The organism is Streptomyces sp. NPDC085866 (assembly GCF_044541035.1).
Lineage (GTDB): Bacteria > Actinomycetota > Actinomycetes > Streptomycetales > Streptomycetaceae > Streptomyces.
Genome location: NZ_JBITSQ010000005.1, coordinates 358,128 through 377,212, shown reverse-complemented (window position 1 = coordinate 377,212; position 19,085 = coordinate 358,128). Strand labels below are relative to the sequence as shown.

Below are 19,085 nucleotides of genomic sequence, written 5' to 3'. Positions count from 1 at the left end.
CCGCCCCCAGGCCCCCGCTCCGGCCCCGGACGGGCCTTGTCCTCGAACGCCGGACGGGCCGGATTTCGCGGCCTCTCGTCCTCGAGGGCCGGACCGGCCGGTTTCCGCCGAACCCCTCACGACTTCCCCCACGTCCCCCGATCCCGCGCCATCGCGTGCAGTGCCTCCACGTCCGCCGGCTTCAGTACGCCGCCCGGGCGGGCCAGGGTCGGCAGGTCGGTGTGGCGGAGGACGCGGACGCCCCGGGGTGGGGTCGTGACGCGCAGGTCGGCGGGGTCGACGAGGGCCAGGACGGGGCGGATCTCGGCGGTGAGCGCGTAGGAGGCGCGGTCGGTGGTGGTGCGCAGGCGGCGGAGCAGGGGCTCGGGGTCGTGGCGGCCCAGGGTGACCATCGGGTCGGTCACCCGGACCCGCTGTCTACGGGCGTACAGGGCGTGGACGACGTAGAGGCCGCCGGGGCCTATGAGCAGGTGGTGGATGCGGTCGCCGCCCGGGAGCGGGATGGAGTGCAGGGTGTGCCAGCCCGCCCCTTCCAACTGGTCCAGGGCGTCGCCGACGGTCTGCTCCGCGGTCAGGGCGCGCCGGCGCGGGTCCGGGCGGAGCCGGTGGGCGGGGCCGGGGTCCCGGTCGAGGGCGACGAGCAGGGCCTCGCCGGGGCGGTTGGGCGCGAGGTCGTCGTCCGGGTGCAGGGTCAGCCGGGCCAGTTCCGCGGGCGTGGGCACCGGGGGTGGGCCCACGGTCACCGGGCCGGCCAGGAACGGCTTCAGGGCCTCCAGGACATCCGCCTCACTGCCCTCGGCGATCAGGTTCACCCGGCCCGTCTCACGGTCGTACCAGGCGATGTTCCCTCCGTCCGGCCCGCAGACGTACAGCCGTTCACGGCCGTGCCGCCAGGTCGGCACCACGCGCAGTCCGCTCATGCGCCATCACCCCTCGACCATGGGAACAGGCGGGGTGCTCCCACGCAAGAACCCGGTTACCTTGGAGAGCGGCCCTGTCAGGGGAGTTGGGGAGGCGCCGTTGCGGACCCGCGGAGAGCAGCCCGGCGTACCGGCTCCGGAGAGCCCCTGGAACGAGATAGAGCCCGGCCTGTGGATGGGCGGGCACGAGTTCCGGGGCGGTTCCGGTCGGCTGGAGTCCGCCGTCGTGCGCGATCAGTTCGATGTGGTGCAGTCGCTTCTGAGGATGCCGGGGTACGGCCCCGGCCCCGGGACCGAGCATCATGTGTGGCCCATACCGGACGGACCGCTGGACGGCACGCAGCTCGCCGGAGTGATACGGCTCGCGCGAGCGGCGCACGAGGCGCTGGACACCGGCCGTTCGGTGCTGGTCCGCTGCTACCACGGCTACAACCGCTCGGGCCTGGTCGTCGCGCACACCCTGGTCCGGCGGGGTCGCAGCGCCGAGGAGGCGATCGAGCTGATCCGCGCCCGGCGCTCCCCATGGGCACTGCACAACGACCTGTTCGTGGAGTACCTGCGCGCGGGACTGGCCACCGCCCGGCTGCTGGAGGAACTGGCCGAGTAGCCTCTCCCCCAGCACCACCCCGAGTGCGCAAAAAGGACTTCCCTACGAATAAGGTGTACGGGGCCATTCCCGCCCCCCATCCTCAGGAGCCCCGTGTCAGCCCGTCGCATCGCGCGCACCGCCCTCACCGCGGCCGCCGTCGCCCTGCTGTCGGCGACGGCGGCGGCCTGTGGCGACCGGGGCGGCCTGGAGGGCGCCGGGGCGACCCCGACCGCGGTGAGCCCGGCGAAGCTCTGGCCGGACCTCCGGCCGGCGTCCAGTCCGGCCTACCCCTACGACGAGGGGAGCACCGAGACCGTCAAGGGCGTCGAGGTGCCGGGCGACGACATCCGCAAGGTCGATCCGGTGGACGTCGTACGGGCCGAGATGGCCGCGCATCCGGACGACTACGGGTCGAAGGGGGCCTACCACGCGACCGTCGAGCGGATGAAGGAGTGCGACGCGGGCGGGGACCGCGCGCGGTGCCCGCTGCTCAAGGCGTACTACCGGGATCTCACCGGGGACGGCCGGGCCGACCTGACGCTCGGCTTCCGGCTGTATCCGACCAACCAGACGGCGGTGCGGGTCTACACGGTGGAGAAGCACAAGCTGGTGCAGGTGCTGGCCGACAACGACGCGATCATCGGCGTCGAGCTGGCCGGCCGGGCGGTGATCGTCCGCTCCCCGGCCGGGATCTCCGGGTACGAGTACCGCACCACCTGGGCCTGGGACCCGGACCAGCGGGCCATGGTGTTCTCCCGGGACGAGTTCCTGCGCACCGGCAAGGGCCGGCACAGTCACGCGCCCTCGCCGTCCGCCAGCACCGCACCGCCGGTGAGCGCGGGATGAGGCCCACGCTGCCCCGGTGGGCCGGGACGCTCGCGATGAAGTCGGGCGCGTTCATCGCGGTGATGTGCTGCGCGCTGGCCGCACTGCTCGGCGTGCTGGTGCATGTGTCGGTGACCGACCAGACCGTCGGACAGGCCCGCGACCTGGCGCTGTCCCGGCTGCAGGACGCCACCCAGGCGTACGAGGCCGGGGACGCGCTGCTGCCGGGTGCCGGGGTGGACCCCGAGGGGCTGCCCGCACGGCTGCGGGCGCTCGCCGTGGCCGGGGAGCGCGGCACGATGGTCTCCTCGCACCGGGGACGGCCGACCATGTGGGCAGCGGGGCCGGCAGGGGGCCACCGGGCGCTCGCGGTGGAGGTCGACTACTCGCAGCAGGCCCGTACGATCGCCGGGCTCGACCGGTCCATCCTGTGGTCGTCGGCGCTGGCTATCGGAGCGACGCTGCTGGTCGGCGCGTTCGCGGTGACCCGGGTGACGCGGCGGCTGCACGGCACCGCGCAGGTGGCCCGGCGGATCAGCGCGGGCGATCTGGACGCCCGTGTGAACGACTCCCGGACGAAGGACCCGACGCGCCCCCAGGACGAGGTGGCCGCGGTGGCGGCCGCGCTGGACTCCATGGCCGCCTCGCTGCAGAGCAAGCTGCTGAGCGAGCAGCGGTTCACCGCGGACGTGGCCCATGAGCTGCGCACCCCGCTGACCGGGCTGCACGCGGCGGCCGAGCTGCTGCCGCCGGGCCGGCCGACCGAGCTGGTCCGGGACCGGGTGGCGGCGCTGCGCACGCTCACCGAGGACCTGCTGGAGATCTCCCGGCTGGACACCGGGCGGGAGAAGCTGGAGGTGGACACCGAGGAGCTGGGCGCGCTGGCCGGGCGGGTGGTGCGGGCCTCGGGAACGGACACCGAGGTGCGGATCGTGCGGGACGCCCGGGTGGAGACCGACCGGCGGCGCCTGGAGCGGGTACTGGGGAATCTGGTGGCCAACGCACACAAGCACGGGGCACCTCCGGTGGTTCTGACCGTGGACGGGCCCGTGGTGACCGTGCGGGATCACGGGGGCGGGTATCCGGAGTACCTGGTGGCTCATGGGCCGCAGCGGTTCCGTACGGAGGGCGGGGCCAAGGGGCATGGGCTCGGGCTGACCATCGCGGTGGGGCAGGCGGAGGTTCTGGAGGCGCGGCTGCTCTTCGGCAACGCGGTGGGCGGAGGGGCGGTGGCCACGCTGCACCTCCGGTAGGCGGGAGGCCGAAAGCTCGGGGGTACGGGCATTCCGCGGACTGCGGGTCCCCTGTGGCCGGTCGCGCCCTCGCGGCGGAGCCGCGCATCGATACGCCCCGCACCTCTTCGGGGCGCGCCCCTTCCACGCCACGCTGATACCGGCAATCCGGGCAAACCGCGCACAACACGCCCTGTTTGGATAGGTTCCGGACATGACCAAGGCCGGAACAGCCGTGGCGGCGCCGAAGACACCCGCCCCCGCCGTACGCCTTCCCCGCCGCCGTGGCATCGAACTGGCCCTGATCGTGCTGGCCGTCCTGCTGTCCGTGTACGGCTACTGCGCCGTGGGCCTGGCGAGGGCCGGCACCGTCCCGCCGGGTGCCGCCGGTTACGGCGCCGGACTCGGTGTGCTCGCCCTGTGCGCGCATCTCGCGGTCCGGATCCGGGCGCCGTACGCCGACCCGCTGCTGCTGCCCATCGCGGTACTGCTCAACGGCCTCGGCCTGGTGCTGATCTACCGGCTCGACCTGGAGACGCCGGGCGACCGGGCCGCCCCCACCCAACTGGTGTGGTCCACGCTCGGGGTGGGCCTGTTCATCCTCGTCGTGCTGATGCTGCGCGACCACCGGGTACTCCAGCGCTACGCGTACGTCTGCGTGGTCGCGGCCCTGGCGCTCCTCCTGCTGCCGATCCTCTTCCCGGCGGTCAACGGCGCCCGCATCTGGATCCGGATCGCCGGATTCTCCATCCAGCCGGGCGAGTTCGCGAAGGTGCTGCTCGCGGTGTTCTTCGCCGCCTACCTGGCCGCCAACCGCAACGCGCTCGCCCACACCGGCCGCCGGCTGTGGCGGCTGCAGTTCCCGACCGGTCGGGTGCTCGGGCCGATCGTGACGATCTGGCTGCTGAGCGTCGGGGTGCTGGTGCTGGAGCGCGACCTCGGGACCTCGCTGCTGTTCTTCGGGCTGTTCGTGGTCCTGCTGTACATCGCCACCGGCCGCACCGGCTGGATCGCGGTCGGTCTGGTGCTCGCCGTGCTCGGCGCCTTCGCCGTCGGCCACTTCGAGCCGCACGTGAACGGCCGGATCGAGGACTGGCTGCACCCCTTCGCCACCATCGAGGCCGGGCAGGGCCCCAACCAGCTGGCGCAGTCCCTGTTCGCCTTCGCCGCCGGCGGGGTCCTCGGCACCGGGCTCGGGTTCGGCCACTCCATCCTCATCGGCTTCGCCACCAAGTCGGACTTCATCCTGGCGACGGCGGGCGAGGAGCTGGGGCTCGCGGGCCTCGCGGCAATCTTCCTGCTGTACGCCCTGCTCGTGGAGCGCGGCTACCGGGCCGGCCTCGCCCTGCGCGAACCGTTCGGCCGACTCCTCGCGGTGGGCCTCGCCTCGATCGTCGCGCTCCAGGTGTTCGTGATCGCGGGCGGGGTCACCGGCCTGATCCCGCTGACCGGCATGGCGATGCCGTTCCTCGCCCAGGGCGGCTCCTCGGTCGTCACCAACTGGGCGATCGTGGCCCTGCTGATCCGGGTGAGCGACTCGGCCCGCAGCCAGTACGACGGGCAGGAGGCCCCGTGAGCGAGTACGGCAGCAACCGGCCGATGGCCCGGTACATCCGGCACGCCTGGGCGTTCTGCGCCCTGCTGCTGGCGGCCCTGCTCGTCAACGCCGCCCGGGTGCAGGTGGTCCAGGCGGGCTCCTACGACGCCAACCCGGCCAACCGCCGCCCCACGATCGCCCGTTACCAGCAGCCGCGCGGCGACATCCTGGTCGGCGGTGAGCCGGTCACCGGCTCCAACGACACCGGCGAGCAGCTGCGCTACGAACGCGCCTACCGGGAGGGGCCGTTGTACGCACCGGTCACCGGCTTCGCCTCACAGATGTACGGCAGCACGTTCCTGGAGCACACGGAGGACGGGGTGCTCTCCGGCACCGACCCGATGCTGTCGCCGTTCCCGCTGTGGAACGACGTGACGCGCGAGCCCAGTCCGGGCGGGGACGTCGTCACCACCATCGACCGGAAGGCGCAGCAGGCGGCGTACCAGGGACTGCACGGGCGGCGGGGCGCGGTGGCCGCGATCGAGCCGGCCACGGGCCGCGTGCTGGCGCTGGTGTCGACCCCGTCGTACGACCCCGCCGAGCTGTCCGGCAACAGCGAGGCGACGGCCTCGGCGTGGGCGCGGCTCAACCACGACCCGGACAAGCCGATGCTCAACCGGGCGGTGCGGCAGACCTATCCGCCGGGGTCGACCTTCAAGGTGGTCACCGCGGCGGCGGCGCTGGACGCGGGCGTGGTCACGGACCTGGACGCGTCCACCGACTCCCCCGACCCCTACCGGCTGCCCGGGACCAGGACCCGGCTGACCAACGAGGGCGACGGCTGCGCGGACGCCTCGCTGCGGGAGGCCTTCGAGTGGTCGTGCAACACGGTGTTCGCGAAGCTGGCCGTGGACGTCGGGGTGGCGGACATGTCGACCACGGCCCAGGCGTTCGGCTTCAACGACACCCGGCTGCGTGTCCCCTTCGAGGCCGCCCCCAGCACCTTCGACACCCGTGTGGACAGGGCGCAGCTCGCGCTGTCCTCGATCGGGCAGTACAACACCCGGGCGACCCCGCTGCAGATGGCGATGGTCGCGGCGGCCGTCGCCAACGGCGGCCGGCTGCGGACGCCGTACCTGGTGGAGCGGACCACCCGCCACGGCGGCGAGACGCTCACCGGCGGCGGGATGCGGCCCGACCGGCAGGTGATGCGCCCGTCCACGGCCGTGCAGCTGCGCGAGCTGATGACCGACGTGGTCACGGACGGCACCGGCACCAACGCCGCCATTCCCGGGGCCGTGGTCGGCGGCAAGACCGGCACCGCCCAGCACGGTGTCGGCAACTCCGGTGTGCCGTACGCCTGGTTCGTCTCCTGGGCACAGGCCGACGACGACCTGGAACCGAGGGTCGCGGTCGCCGTGGTGGTCGAGGACGCCTCGGCGGACCGGGGCGAGATCAGCGGCGGCGGGGACGCGGCACCGATCGCCCGGGAGGTGATGCGGGCGGTTCTCGGCCTGTGAGACGGGGGGTACCGCGACCCGACACAGCCGACCTACCGTTCGGTCATGACGCATGCGCCGGTCGCCCACGAACTCGCCCAGGTCAACATCGCCCGCCTCAGGTTCCCGTTGGACTCACCCGAGTTGAAGTACTTCGTCGACGCGCTCGACCCGGTGAACGCCGTGGCGGACGCCGCGGACGGGTTCGTCTGGCGGCTGGAGAGCGACTCCGGCAACGCGACCGACATCCCCGTCTTCGGCGACGAGTGGCTGATCGTCAACATGTCGGTGTGGCGGGACACCAACGCGCTGACCGCGTTCATGTACCAGGGGCAGCACCGGGAGTTGCTGGCCCGGCGCCGGGAATGGTTCGAGCATGTCTCGGAGGCGATGGCCACCCTGTGGTGGGTTCCCGCCGGCCACCGCCCGACCGTCGCCGAGGCGGAGGAACGGCTGGTGCACCTGCGGGAGCACGGCCCGACGCCGTACGCCTTCACGCTGCGGACGTCGTTCCCCGCGCAGGAGGCCGAGGCGGTCAGCCGATCGGCTTGATCATCTCGTCGCGGACCTTCAGCGTGTGCCGGGCGGCGGCGTCGAGGTCCACGTCGGTGGAGTCCTTGCGCTGCAGGTCGACCTCGCCGATCACGGCCGCCGTGTTGCCGTCCGCCCAGGAGCAGACCGGGTAGGTGATCGTCACCAGCGACTGCTTCTGGGTGAGCACCTCACAGCTGATGGTGACGTCGGAGCCGGACGGGGTGACGTCCTTCTCGGGTTCGACCACCGTCACGCCGTCGGCCTCGGTGGCCCCCTTGAGCATGTTGCTGCGGACGTCGTCCTCGTTCTTGAACCGGCCGTACATGCTCGACACCAGCAGCATGCCCTTGGAGTCGTCGCCACCCGGGCTGTAACGGCCGACCAGGGCGTGGACGTCCTTGGCGTCCCAGGCGCCGTCGGCCTCGTCCTCGACCTTCTGCCCCTCGCTGTCGGAGAGGTCGTCGGCGAGGACGTACTTCCCGTCCACCAGCTGGTGGGGCAGGGTGAGTTTGTTCTCGGCCGCGGGGAAGTCGGTCCCGAGCAACGCCCCGAACCCGCCGACGGCGCCGAGCACGGACACACCGATGACCCCGCCTATGATCCCCAGCGCCAGACCGGGCCCGCGCTTCTTCGGCGGCGGACCCATGGGCGGCGCGCCCCAGCCGGGGTACGGCTGCTGCGGGTAGGGCTGCGGAGGGTACGGCTGCTGCTGGGGGTACGGGGAGCCGTACGGCCCCGGAGGCGGCGGGGCCTGCGGCGGCTGCTGCCCGTACGGGTACTGCGGCTGCTGGGGCTGGTACGGATACTGGGGCTGCGGCGGCGGAGGCATGGACACGCCAGAACGCTACTGCACCCGGCGCGCGGGTCAGACCTCGCCCGCCCCCGACTCGATCGCGTCCCGCACCTCGGCGACCCGCTCCCGCTCCTCAGCGGCGAAGCGCTCCGCGTCCAACTGCTCGGCGATCTCCTCGTCCTGGGCCATCAGCAGGTCCAGGTTGGAGTCGCCCATCTCGAACACCCCCATGTCGACATAGGCCTGCTGGAGCCGCTTGCCCCACAGGCCGATGTCCTTGACGCAGGGCACGATGCGACTGAACAGGAGGCGGCGGAAGAGCTGCAGGAACTCGGAGTCCGCGCTGATCCGCTCGGCCTCGGCCCGGGCGATGCCGAAGTTCTCCAGCACCTCGATGCCGCGCAGCCGGTCGCGCATCAGATAGCAGCCCTCGATGACGAACTCCTCGCGCTCTCGCAGCTCGGCGTCCGTGAGCTGCTTGTAGTAGTCGCGCAGGGCCATGCGCCCGAAGGCCACGTGCCGGGCCTCGTCCTGCATGATGTAGGCCAGGATCTGCTTGGGCAGGGGCTTGTTGGTCGTGTCCCGGATCATGCCGAAGGCGGCGAGGGCGAGCCCCTCGATGAGGACCTGCATCCCGAGGTAGGGCATGTCCCAGCGGCTGTCGCGGAGGGTGTCGCCGAGCAGCGACTGGAGGTTGTCGTTGATCGGGTAGACCATCCCGATCTTCTCGTGCAGGAAACGGGCGTAGATCTCGGCGTGCCGGGCCTCGTCCATCGTCTGGGTCGCCGAGTAGAACTTGGCGTCCATGTCCGGCACCGACTCCACGATCCGCGCCGCGCAGATCATCGCCCCCTGCTCACCGTGCAGGAACTGGCTGAACTGCCAGGACGCGTAGTGCTGCCGCAGCTCACCCTTGTCCCTGTCGGAGAGCTTGGCCCAGTACGGGGTGCCGTACAGCGACATCGACTCCTCGGGGGTGCCGAGCGGGTCGTACGGATCGACCTCCAGGTCCCAGTCGATGCGCGTCCGCCCGTCCCACTGCTTGTCCTTGCCCTTCTGGTAGAGGGCGAGCAGGCGGTCCCGGCCCTCGTCGTACTCCCAGCTGAACCGGGCCGCACCACTGGCGGGCACCTGCCAGAGGGGCTCTCCGGGGTTGTTCGTGTACAGGTCATGCGTCGGCATACCTCGCAGGCTCACACGTAGACGCCGAGTCAACAAGTCACGCGCAGGGGATTGACGGCCTTGCTGACAGGCAGTCTCATAAGAGGCGGACGACGTACCCCCGGGTAACGAGGTGAAAGAGCCATGACGACCGTGACGGAAGCGGACGCGCTCGACGGGCTGCGCGACGCGCTCGGCCTGCTCAAAGACCGCGAACAGGTGGCCGAACGGCTGCTCGTCTCTTCCGCCAAGCACTCCTTCGACCCGGACAAGGAGCTGGACTGGGACGCGCCCTTCGAGGAGGGCAAGTGGTTCTGGCCGCCGGAGCTGGTCTCGCTGTACGGCACGCCGATGTGGCAGCGGATGAGCGAGGAGCAGCGGATCCTGCTCTCCCAGCACGAGGCCGCGGCGCTGGCCTCGCTCGGCATCTGGTTCGAGATCATCCTCATGCAGCTGCTCGTCCGGCACATCTACGACAAGGCGGCGACGAGCGCACACGTCCGGTACGCCCTCACCGAGATCGAGGACGAATGCCGGCACTCGAAGATGTTCGCGCGGCTGATCGCGCGGGGCGACGCCCCCTGGTACCCGGTGAGCCGGGCGCACCAGAACCTCGGCCGCGTGTTCAAGACCATCTCCACGACCCCCGGTTCCTTCACGGCCACGCTGCTCGGCGAGGAGGTGCTGGACTGGATGCAGCGGCTGACGTTCCCGGACGAGCGGGTGCAGCCGCTGATCCGGGGGGTCACGCGGATCCACGTGGTCGAGGAGGCCCGGCACGTCCGCTACGCCCGCGAGGAGCTGCGCCGCCAGATGCTGACGGCCCCCAAGTGGTCCCAGGAGTTCACCCGGGTCACGTCCGGCGAGTTCGCGCGGGTCTTCTCGATCGCCTTCATCAATCCCGAGGTCTACACGAACGTCGGCCTGGACAGGCGGGAGGCGATGGCCCAGGTGAAGGCGAGCGGCCATCGGCGGGAGGTCATGCAGACGGGTGCGAAGAGGTTGACGGACTTCCTGGATGACATCGGGGTGCTGCAGGGGGTCGGCAGGAGGCTGTGGAGGTCGTCGGGCCTGCTGGCATAGGCGAAGTGTGCCCGCTCAAGGGGCGCGGGGCTGTATCGATATGCGACCCCGCCGCGTGGGCGCGATCAGCCACGACGCTCCCGCACCCGGGACGACTACGCTGAATCCCATGACCCCCACCGCCCCGGCCTACCGCAGGTTGAGCGTCGAGGAGCGCCGCAGTCAGCTCCTCGACGCCGCCCTCTCGCTCTTCGCGCACCGCGCCCCCGAGGACGTCTCGCTCGACGACGTGGCGGAGGCGGCCGGGGTCTCCCGTCCGCTCGTGTACCGGTACTTCCCCGGAGGGAAGCAGCAGCTGTACGAGGCCGCGCTCAGATCGGCCGCCGAGGAGCTGCAGCTCTGCTTCGACGAGCCGCTGCACGGCCCCCTGCTGCCCCGTCTGTCCCGGGCCCTCGACCGCTATCTGACCTTCGTGGACGAGCACGACACCGGCTTCAGCGCGCTGCTCCAGGGCGGCAGCGTGGTGGAGACGTCCCGGACGACCGCCATAGTGGACGGGGTGCGCAGGGCCGCCGCCGAGCACATCTTCAGCCACCTCGGCGTCTCCGCCCCGGGCCCGCGGCTGCGCATGACCGTCCGGATGTGGATCACGGCCGTCGAGGCGGCTTCCCTGATCTGGCTGGACGAGGACAAGCAGCCCCCGGTCGAGGAGCTGCGCGACTGGCTGGTCGAGCAGTTCGTGGCCGTCCTCACGGTGACCGCGGGGCGTGACCCGCAGACGGCCGACCTCGTCGGCGCGCTCGCCGAGGATGGCCGAGACTGAGACCGTGAAGAGTCAGGACACCCCCTTCGAGGGCGGCCCCATGGACGGGCGCGTGCTGCCCGTGCTGCTGGGCATGACCGGCCACCCCCCGAAGACGTACCGCATCCCCGTCCCGGACGCGGCCGGCGGCCCGCCCACCGTGCTCGTGTACCGCCGCGTGCCGAGGGGGCACAGCGGGAGACTCGGACTGACTCAGGGGTGGAAGTACCAGTACGACCCCAAGGGCAGGTCGGCGAGCAAGGTCAAATGGCCCTGGTCCAAGCCGGACGAGCGGCCGTCCGGCAAGCCGGATGACGCCTCCGGGTGACAGGGTTGCGCCGAACCGCGTAGGCAGGGCACACAGATCTCCCTACATGTCCGATTATCGCCGTGCGGCGACGGGTGGAAGGTCCGCCTGTTCCGCACCGGAGGTGATGACGTGTCAGGAGTGCTTCTGCGCCTGGCCTGTACGGCCGCGGTGGCGGCCCAGTCCGTCCTCGCGCCCGCGGTGGCTGTGGCCGCGCCCGATCCGCAGCGGCCCGTCTCCGAGCTGCTGACGGATCTTCAGCAGCTGTACCGGCAGACCGAACAGGCCACCGAGACCTACAACGCCACGGCGGAGCAGCTCAAGAAGCAGCAGGCCGAGGTGGACCGCCTCGACGGCGAACTGGCCCGGGCCCGGCTCGCCCTGCAGAGCAGCCGGACCGACGCCGGACGGCTGGCCCGGGAGCAGTACCAGAACCGCAGCGACCTCTCCCCCTACGTACGCCTGCTGCTCGCCCCGGACCCACAGCACGCCCTCGACGAGGGTCATGTCATCGGGCAGCTGGCCCGCGAGCGCGCCGAAACGGTGGACCGGCTGACCGGCACCGAGAAGAAGAAGGACGCACTGGCCAGGGCGGCCCGCAAGGCCCTGGACACCCAGCAGACCCTCGCCGCACGGCAGAAGAAGCAGCGCGACGACGTGACGACCAGGCTCGCCGACGTCGAACGGCTCCTCGCCTCCCTCACCCCGCAACAGCTGAGCGCGATCGCCCGGCTGGAACAGCAGGGGGTCACGGAGGCCCAGGACAAGCTCGCGACCTCGGGCGCCCTCGGCAAGGCCGCGGTCCCTTCCTCGGCCGAGGGCGAGCGGGCGGTCCGTTACGCCATGGACCAGATCGGCAAGCCGTACCAGTGGGGAGCGGCGGGCCCGAAGTCGTACGACTGCTCGGGCCTCACCTCCCAGGCCTGGGACCACGCGGGCACCCCCATCCCCCGCACCAGCCAGGAACAGTGGGACCGCCTGAAGAGAATCCCGCTGACCGACCTGCGTCCGGGCGACCTGGTGATCTACTTCCCGGAGGCGACACACGTGGCCATGTACGTCGGGGACGGGAAGGTCGTACAGGCACCAAGACCGGGCGAGAAGATCAGGATCTCCCCGTTGGCGTCCAACCCCGTACTTGGCGCCGTGCGCCCCGACGACTCCCCCGCTCAGGCCCGGGCCACCGAGGCCAGGTAGGTCTGCCCAACTGCCGCCCTGGACAAGGTCATCAAGGCCGATCCGCCTCGTCGTGTCAGCCGCTGTAAGGTGCCGATGACCATGTACAAATGAATCGGGGAAATGTGCAACTCTCTCTGAAGGCCGCGACCGTCACCGCTTCGCTCATCGGCGCCACGGCGTTCGCGATCACCCCTGCCGGCGCCGCGCCCGCGCAGACCACCACGCAGACCGCTTCCGCCGCCGCGTTCAGCTGCCACGTCTACAACAACTCCGGCTCCGAGGTGAACGTGCGCAGCGGGGCCGGGACGACCTACTCCGTCATCGGCGGCATCGCCGCCGGGGGAAAGCTGCCGTGCGGCAGCCTCGGCGAGAGTTCCGTGAACCGCCAGCGGTACAAGGCGTGCGGCATCACCAGCACCGAGTGGATGACCGTCCGGATCAACGGCCACGACGGCTGGGTGGCCGTGGCGTGCGTGGCGCTGGGCGTCTGAGCATCTGAGCATCATCGGAGGGGCCCCTCCCCCAGGCGGGGGGGGGCGGGCCCCGTCCGGTGCAGGGAGGCCGCGCCGGAAAGAGGCGTCCGGCTCGCGCCGGTTCGGTCCGTCCGGCACTTCCTCCTCGTACGGCAGGACGGCGGGCGGGCGTCTCGTCGTCGATGTGCGAAACGGTCGCTGTCTACGCAGCTGACGGCGGGGCGTCCCCGGACACGGCACAGCACGCTGCCCGACAGCCGAGAAGACGCACCGCCACAGCAGCCTCAGGCCCCGGCGACCGAAGCCAGGTAGGCCTGCGTCTTCTCAGGCTCATAGAAGAAGTTCTCGAAGTCGGCCGGATCGTTGAACGCGTTGGCGAATCGATCCGCCACCGGCTGCAGCTGGCCCGCCGCACCGATGAGGTTCAGGATGTGCTCCGGCGGCGGCGCCAGCATGGCGTTGGTCCACTTGGTGACGTGCTGAGCCGTGTTCCAGTACCGGTCGAACGTGGCGCGCATCCACTCCTCGTCGAACGGCTTGTCCTCCCGCTCCAGGATCGAGGCGAGGTACGCGGCCGCGCACTTGGACGCGGAGTTGGAACCCTGGCCCGTGATCGGGTCGTTGGCGACGACCACGTCGGCCACGCCGAGGACCAGACCGCCGGAGGGCAGCCGGCCGATGGGGTTGCGCACGGTCGGGGCGTACCGGCCGGCCAACGTGCCGCCGGCGTCGGTCAGTTCGACCTTAGTGGCCCGCGCGTACTCCCACGGAGTGAACTTCTCCATGAGTTCCAGGGTCAGGGAGAGGTGCTCCGCCGGGTCCTTGACGCCGTTGAAGACGTCGAGCGGGCCGCCGGGTATGCCCTCCCAGAACAGGATGTCGGCGCGGCCCGAGGTGGTGAGCGTCGGCATGATGAACAGCTCGCCGACCCCGGGGACCAGGTTGCAGCGGACCGCGTCGAACTCCGGGTGCTCCGGGCGCGGACCGAGGCCGTGGACGTACGAGACGGCCAGCGCGCGCTGCGGCTCGCTGTACGGGGAGCGCTCCGGGTCGCGGGCGAACATCGAGACCAGCTCGCCCTTGCCCGCAGCGACCAGGACGAGGTCGTAGGTGCGGGAGAAGTAGTCGAGGTCGCCGACGGCCGCGCCGTGGATGACCAGCTGGCCGCCGCGCTGGGCGAAGGTCTCCATCCAGCCGGCCATCTTCACCCGCTGGTCGACCGACTGCGCGTACCCGTCGAGCCTGCCCACCCAGTCGATCGCCCGCTGGGTCGGACCGGGGTCGTGCGAGCCGGGGGCCGCGACCGAGACGCCGAGTCCTTCGATCTTCGGGGCCTGGGACTCCCAGAAGTTCAGCTGGAGATCGCGCTCGTGCTGCAGTGCCGTGTCGAACATGCACTGCGTCGACATGACCCGGCCGGAGCGGATCTCGTCCGCGGTCCGGTTCGACATCAGGGTGACCTCGTAGCCGTGCGAATGCAGACCGAGGGCGAGCTGGAGTCCGGACTGGCCGGCTCCGACGACGAGTATCTTCCGCATGCGGGTGTGTCTCCTACGGGGGCTGGGGACTACTCGGGGGTTTCGTCCAGCGCGTGGCCCACCAGGGCCAGGAGGGTCTCGATCACCGAGATCCGGCGCCGCGCGTCCATGATCATGACAGGGATGTGCGCGGGGATGGTCAGTGCCTCGCGTACGTCCTCCGGCTCGAACAGCTCGCTGTCGTCGAAGTGGTTGACCGCGACGACGTACGGCAGTCGGCAGCTCTCGAAGTAGTCCAGTGCGGGGAAACAGTCCTTCAGGCGGCGGGTGTCGGCCAGGACGACGGCGCCGATCGCGCCGCGCACCAGGTCGTCCCACATGAACCAGAACCGCTGCTGGCCCGGCGTGCCGAACAGGTAGAGGACCAGGTCGTCGTCGAGCGTGATGCGGCCGTAGTCCATGGCCACCGTGGTGGTCAGCTTGCCGGGCGTGGCGGAGAGGTCGTCGGTGCCCTCGCTCGCCTCGGTCATCAGCGCCTCGGTCTGCAGCGGTGTGATCTCCGAGACGGTCGTGACCAGCGTGGTCTTGCCGACGCCGAACCCGCCCGCGATCACGATCTTGGTCGCGACGGGGGCCCGGTCCCGGTCCTTCTGCCAGGCCTTCAGATCCTCGTCGGGCTCGGCGAAGCCGGCGACGAGGGGGGTGACGCCGGTGGCGTCAGAGACGGCGGAGTCCACTCAGCACCCTTTCCAGCAGAACGCGGTCCGGGCGGCCGGTGCCGTGACCCGTTCCGGTGCCGTACACACGGATCTTTCCCTGGTCCGCGAGATCGCTCAGCAGGACGCGGACCACGCCGAGCGGCATTCTCAGCAGCGCGGCGATCTCGGCCACCGTGCGCATCCGGCGGCACAGTTCGACGATGGCCCGCATCTCCGGCATCACCCGGGTGGCGAGGGAGCCGTTCGTCAGTTCCTTGCGCTCCTCGGGGGCTTCGAGGGCGGCCACGAAGGTCTCCACGAGGAGGACGTGGCCGAAGCGGGTACGGCCGCCGGTGAGCGAGTAGGGGCGGACACGGGCGGGTTTGCGGTCGCCGCCGCGGACCGGGAGCTGCTGCTTCTTGGCCGCGCCGCTCATCGGGCGCTCCCCGTCGACTCGGCCTCCAGCGATTTCCTCAGCTCGCTGCGGAGTTCGGGGGTCAGGACGTGGCCGGCGCGGCCGACGAAGAGCGCCATGTGGTACGCCACCACGCTCATGTCGCACTCCGCGGAGCCGTGCACGCCGAGCAGCGAGCCGTCGCTGATCGACATCACGAAGAGGCTGCCCTCGTCCATCGCGATCATCGTGTGCTTGACGCCGCCGAACTCCATGAGACTGGCGGCGCCGATGGTGAGGCTACCGATGCCGGAGACGATGGTCGCCAGGTCGGCGGAGGAGCCCCGGGGGCCCTTCGCCGCCTTCTTCTGGCGGGACTCGGCCGTGCGGGCGGGGTCGGAGGAGAGCAGGAGCAGGCCGTCCGAGGAGACGACTGCGACGGACTGGATGCCGGGTACTTCCTCGACCAGGTTGGTCAGCAGCCAGTGCAGGTTGCGGGCTTCACTGCTCAGGCCGTAGGTACTGGGCGCGGTCAACTGCTTGCCTCCTCGGCTGTGCCCCCCGTGGCGTGTTCGGTGTGTGCGGCGATCTCTGCCTCTACGTCCCTGTAGCCGGCCTGTGCTCCTTGGCGGAAGCCGCCGAGTCTGCGGCGGAGGGCTTCGGCGTCCACGGATGCGCTGCGCTGGCGCGGCGGGGCTGTGGGCGCGGTGATCCTGGGTGTGCGCTTGGGGAGGCCCTTGCTGGTGAGCGCCTCGGCTTCGCCTTCGGCGTCCTCGCTCCCACCCGCACCACCCGTGCGGCTCTCGTCGTCGGCTGCCGGTGGCCCCAGCGGGGCCTGCTCCCCGCCGGCGACCGCGGGTGCGTGGTGGGCCGCGGGCGCGCCGTGGGACTCGGGTGCACGGGTGCCGCGGGACTCAGGTACGTCGTGGGCCGCGGGCACGTCGTGGGACCCGGGTGCGTGGGAGGCCGCGCGGGAGCCACGGGACTCAGGTACGTCGTGAACCGCGGGCACGTCGTGGGCCCCGGCTGCGGGGAAGGCCGCGTGAGCATCACGGGACTCAGGTAGATCATGGGCCGCGGGCACGTCGTGGGACCCGGCTGCGGGGAAGGCCGCGTGAGCATCACGGGACTCAGGTACGTCGTGAGCCGCGGGCACGTCGTGGGCCCCGGGTGTCTCGGCCGCCTCGGGTGCGTGGGAGGCCTCGGAGTCCGTCGGCGCGTCCGGGAGCAGGAGCTCCATCGTTGTTTCGGCGAAGGTTTCCGCCGGCTCCTTCGGGCGGGTCACCGATGCCTCGGTGGCCGGCTCCTCGGGCTCCGGCCTTGTGTGCGCCTCCAGGGCCTCCGCTTCGCCGGCGAGCTTCTCCGCCAGGGCCACCAGCGGGTCCGTGTCCTTGTCCGGGTCCTTGGTGCGGGCGTGCAGGACGTTGGAGTTGGCCTCGGCGTCGGCGCCGGGGAAGGAGACGGACTGGGTGGTGTCCGAGAGCCCGGCCGAGGGCGGGACCGCCGCCGCGGGGGCCTCGGCGAGGAGGGACTGGGGCAGGACGACGACCGCCGCCACCCCGCCCTGCTTCTGCTCGCGCAGCTGGACGCGGACGCCGTGCCGGTGGGCGAGGCGGGCCACGACGTACAGGCCGAGACCGAGGCCGGCCTCGCCCTCCTGGTCGTACGGCGAGGCGGGGTCGAAGTCGGTGAGGCGGGCGTTGAGGCGGTCGAGCCGGTCACCCGCCAGGCCGATGCCCTCGTCCTGGACGGAGAGCATCACCTCGCCGGATTCGAGGAGCCAGCCGGAGACCTCGACGGGCAGGTCCGGCGGGGAGAACGAGGTGGCGTTCTCCATGAGTTCGGCGAGCAGGTGGGAGAGGTCGTCGGCCGCGAAGCCCGCCACATGGGCGTGCGGCGGCAGGGCGGCGATGCGGACGCGCTCGTAGCGTTCGATCTCGCTGACCGCAGCCCGTACGACGTCCACCAGCGGGACCGGGCCGTGGTGCTGCTGGACGTGCTCGGTGCCGGCGAGGACCAGGAGGTTCTCGCTGTGGCGGCGCATGACCGTGGCGAAGTGGTCGAGCTTGAAGAGTGTGGCGAGCCGCTCGGGGTCGTGTTCGCGCTCCTCCAGGCCCTCGATGACCGCCAGCTGGCGCTCGACCAGCCCCAGGGTGCGCAGGGCGAGGTTGACGAACGTACCGCCGATGCTGCCGCGCAGCCGCTCCAGCTGGGCGGCCGACTCGTCGAGTTCGGCGCGCAGCTCCTCGCGGGCGTCGGCCATCTTCTGCCGCTGGCCCACCAGGTGCTTGCGGTCGGTCTCCAGGGTGGTGACCCGCTCGTGCGCGGCAGCGGTCTGCTCGTGCAGGGCGACCGCGTGTGCGTGCAGGGCGTTGACCGAGCGGACGACCTGGGCGAACTCGTCGTTGCGGCCGGTGAAGGCGATCGGTTCCTGGGTGACCGGGTCCTCGGCCTCGGCGAGGCGGGCCGAGCCGCGGCGCAGGACCGACAGCGGGCGGGTGAGGGTGCGGGCCATGCCGGTGGCGATGCCCACGGCGACCAGCATCAGGACGCCGAGGACGGCGACGCGGATCTCCAGGGCGGTGACGTCGTCGTCCCGGAGCCCGGCGAGGTCCTTGGTGCGGTGGTCGTAGAGGGCCGACTCGGCGCCCCGCATCAGGTCGACACGGGCGGACAGGGCCGCGTCCAGCTTCTTGACGCTGGTGGTCGACTCGCTGTCGGTGAACGTCGGCTGGTCGGTGAGGGCGGCCAGGTACTTCTCCGCCGAGTTGACCTCGGGACCGGTGACCGTGGAGTCGTACGAGGCCACCGCCGCCTTGGGGGCCGTCTCGTGGAAGTCGGCGAGGGCCGCGTCGGCGCGCAGGCGGGCCTGCTGGGCGGCTGCGGTGAGCGCGTCGCGCTGCTTGCGGTCGGCCTCGTTCGTGGTGGTGGTCGTGGTGGGCAGACCTGTGGTGGGGTTGATCACCGTCTGGGTGCTGGACGGGATGTTCAGCGCGGCCAGCAGCAGGCCGCGGGCGGCCGCGGACTGCTGGACGGCGGAGTCCAGTTCGGCGAGGGAATAGGCGCCGGAGTCGGCCCGCGGGGGCATTCGGTCGGCCAGGTCGTCGGCGAGCCGGTGCAGCTCGCTGATGGTGGCCGAGTACGCCTGGTGGGTCTGCAGCGCGTTCGTCTTGCCGGTGAGGGCGGCGCGCCGGACGGCCGCGATGGCGTCGAGGTCGGTGCGCAGCGCGGCCGGGGTGTCGGTGTCGGCGCGCAGGTCGTCGACCTGGCGGTCGACGCGGGCGCTGCGCTGCTCGGAGGGCGCCTTGGTCTTGGGGCGGCCGGCGGCGATGTAGGCCGTGACCTCGTCGCGTTCGTCGGCGAGCGAGTGGGCTAGCGCGAGCGCGTCCTGTGTGCGGGTGGCCAGCGTCACCAGGTCCTGCGAGTCGCTGAGGTCCTGGGATGCGGTGAGCAGCGCGGGCGCTCCCGCTCCGGCGATGGCCGCGGCCACCACCGCCACCGCGACGATCAGCCGGGTGCGCACATGAGTGGGGCGGCCGGTGCCCACGGGGGTCTGCTCGGCGACCCCCTCGGGGGTCGTCTGCCTGCCTGTGCGCCGAGGCCGCTTCTTCTGCACCGGTGCTCGCATTCCTGAACTCGTC

19 protein-coding genes are annotated in these 19,085 nt (G+C 71.6%); 11 read left to right on the top strand and 8 right to left on the bottom strand.

Translation table 11 applies throughout. The annotated features are described in order from the left end of the window. Positions 1 to 116 precede the first annotated feature (116 nt). The gene (locus ACIF83_RS14780; protein ID WP_399726832.1) at positions 117 to 920 is read right to left on the bottom strand and encodes a nuclease-related domain-containing protein; all 804 of its coding nucleotides are present in this window, start codon (positions 918 to 920) and stop codon (positions 117 to 119) included. 100 nt (positions 921 to 1,020) lie between these two features. Between ACIF83_RS14780 and ACIF83_RS14775 the strand changes: the two genes are divergently transcribed. The 6 genes from ACIF83_RS14775 to ACIF83_RS14750 all read left to right on the top strand — a co-directional run bounded on the left by ACIF83_RS14775 (position 1,021) and on the right by ACIF83_RS14750 (position 7,154). Continuing rightward, the gene (locus tag ACIF83_RS14775) at positions 1,021 to 1,527 is read left to right on the top strand and encodes a dual specificity protein phosphatase family protein (RefSeq protein WP_393469229.1); all 507 of its coding nucleotides are present in this window, start codon (positions 1,021 to 1,023) and stop codon (positions 1,525 to 1,527) included. Between the two features lie 93 nt (positions 1,528 to 1,620). After that, entirely contained in the window at positions 1,621 to 2,355 is a 735-nt protein-coding gene (locus tag ACIF83_RS14770) for a hypothetical protein (protein WP_399726828.1), read from the top strand. Further along, positions 2,352 to 3,587, top strand: coding sequence for an ATP-binding protein (locus ACIF83_RS14765; RefSeq protein WP_393469223.1), 1,236 nt, complete (start codon positions 2,352 to 2,354; stop codon positions 3,585 to 3,587). Before ACIF83_RS14770 ends, ACIF83_RS14765 begins: the two co-directional genes overlap by 4 nt. 193 nt (positions 3,588 to 3,780) lie before the next feature. Continuing rightward, entirely contained in the window at positions 3,781 to 5,142 is a 1,362-nt protein-coding gene (locus tag ACIF83_RS14760; RefSeq protein ID WP_393469220.1) for an FtsW/RodA/SpoVE family cell cycle protein, read from the top strand. Positions 5,143 to 5,165: 23 nt separating this feature from the next. Beyond that, positions 5,166 to 6,623: a peptidoglycan D,D-transpeptidase FtsI family protein gene (locus tag ACIF83_RS14755; protein WP_399727163.1), complete on the top strand. Its 1,458-nt coding sequence runs from the start codon at positions 5,166 to 5,168 to the stop codon at positions 6,621 to 6,623. 45 nt (positions 6,624 to 6,668) lie between these two features. Continuing rightward, positions 6,669 to 7,154 carry a DUF3291 domain-containing protein gene (locus tag ACIF83_RS14750; protein ID WP_399726823.1) on the top strand — a complete coding sequence of 162 codons (486 nt, stop codon included), beginning with the start codon at positions 6,669 to 6,671 and terminating at the stop codon, positions 7,152 to 7,154. Here ACIF83_RS14750 and ACIF83_RS14745 read toward each other — a convergent pair. Both ACIF83_RS14745 and ACIF83_RS14740 read right to left on the bottom strand, forming a co-directional pair. Further along, positions 7,138 to 7,965 carry a hypothetical protein gene (locus ACIF83_RS14745; RefSeq protein WP_399727160.1) on the bottom strand — a complete coding sequence of 276 codons (828 nt, stop codon included), beginning with the start codon at positions 7,963 to 7,965 and terminating at the stop codon, positions 7,138 to 7,140. The two genes, ACIF83_RS14750 and ACIF83_RS14745, sit on opposite strands and share 17 nt — an antisense overlap. A gap of 36 nt (positions 7,966 to 8,001) precedes the next feature. Continuing rightward, on the bottom strand, positions 8,002 to 9,111 hold the full coding sequence (locus tag ACIF83_RS14740) for a ferritin-like domain-containing protein (RefSeq protein WP_393469214.1): 1,110 nt from the start codon (positions 9,109 to 9,111) through the stop codon (positions 8,002 to 8,004). A gap of 123 nt (positions 9,112 to 9,234) precedes the next feature. Here ACIF83_RS14740 and ACIF83_RS14735 point away from each other — a divergent pair, with 123 nt between their 5' ends. The 5 genes from ACIF83_RS14735 (at position 9,235) to ACIF83_RS14715 (ending at position 12,892) form a co-directional block, all read left to right on the top strand. Beyond that, positions 9,235 to 10,173, top strand: a complete 939-nt coding sequence (locus ACIF83_RS14735) for a diiron oxygenase (protein WP_399726820.1) — start codon at positions 9,235 to 9,237, stop codon at positions 10,171 to 10,173. 109 nt (positions 10,174 to 10,282) lie between these two features. Then, a complete protein-coding gene (locus ACIF83_RS14730) occupies positions 10,283 to 10,936 on the top strand; it encodes a TetR/AcrR family transcriptional regulator (RefSeq protein WP_393469208.1) in 654 nt (217 codons plus the stop codon). Positions 10,937 to 10,940: 4 nt separating this feature from the next. Beyond that, complete coding sequence (locus tag ACIF83_RS14725; protein ID WP_393469206.1) at positions 10,941 to 11,243, top strand: hypothetical protein; 303 nt, start codon at positions 10,941 to 10,943, stop codon at positions 11,241 to 11,243. Positions 11,244 to 11,354: 111 nt separating this feature from the next. Continuing rightward, a complete protein-coding gene (locus tag ACIF83_RS14720; RefSeq protein WP_399726817.1) occupies positions 11,355 to 12,419 on the top strand; it encodes an NlpC/P60 family protein in 1,065 nt (354 codons plus the stop codon). 104 nt (positions 12,420 to 12,523) lie between these two features. Further along, positions 12,524 to 12,892: an SH3 domain-containing protein gene (locus tag ACIF83_RS14715; RefSeq protein ID WP_393469201.1), complete on the top strand. Its 369-nt coding sequence runs from the start codon at positions 12,524 to 12,526 to the stop codon at positions 12,890 to 12,892. Between the two features lie 266 nt (positions 12,893 to 13,158). Here the strand turns inward: ACIF83_RS14715 and ACIF83_RS14710 are convergent, their stop codons facing one another. Genes ACIF83_RS14710 through ACIF83_RS14690 form a run of 5 tightly spaced genes read right to left on the bottom strand, consistent with a single transcriptional unit; the run spans position 13,159 to position 19,072 of the window. Beyond that, a complete protein-coding gene (locus tag ACIF83_RS14710) occupies positions 13,159 to 14,412 on the bottom strand; it encodes a styrene monooxygenase/indole monooxygenase family protein (RefSeq protein ID WP_399726813.1) in 1,254 nt (417 codons plus the stop codon). Positions 14,413 to 14,441: 29 nt separating this feature from the next. Then, positions 14,442 to 15,089, bottom strand: a complete 648-nt coding sequence (locus tag ACIF83_RS14705) for an ATP/GTP-binding protein (RefSeq protein WP_393469195.1) — start codon at positions 15,087 to 15,089, stop codon at positions 14,442 to 14,444. After that, entirely contained in the window at positions 15,070 to 15,486 is a 417-nt protein-coding gene (locus ACIF83_RS14700; RefSeq protein WP_393469192.1) for a DUF742 domain-containing protein, read from the bottom strand. Before ACIF83_RS14700 ends, ACIF83_RS14705 begins: the two co-directional genes overlap by 20 nt. Further along, positions 15,483 to 15,980, bottom strand: coding sequence for a roadblock/LC7 domain-containing protein (locus tag ACIF83_RS14695; protein ID WP_393469190.1), 498 nt, complete (start codon positions 15,978 to 15,980; stop codon positions 15,483 to 15,485). The genes ACIF83_RS14700 and ACIF83_RS14695 overlap by 4 nt, the downstream gene beginning before the upstream one ends. Further along, positions 15,977 to 19,072, bottom strand: coding sequence for a nitrate- and nitrite sensing domain-containing protein (locus ACIF83_RS14690; protein ID WP_399726809.1), 3,096 nt, complete (start codon positions 19,070 to 19,072; stop codon positions 15,977 to 15,979). Before ACIF83_RS14690 ends, ACIF83_RS14695 begins: the two co-directional genes overlap by 4 nt. Positions 19,073 to 19,085: the final 13 nt, after the last annotated feature.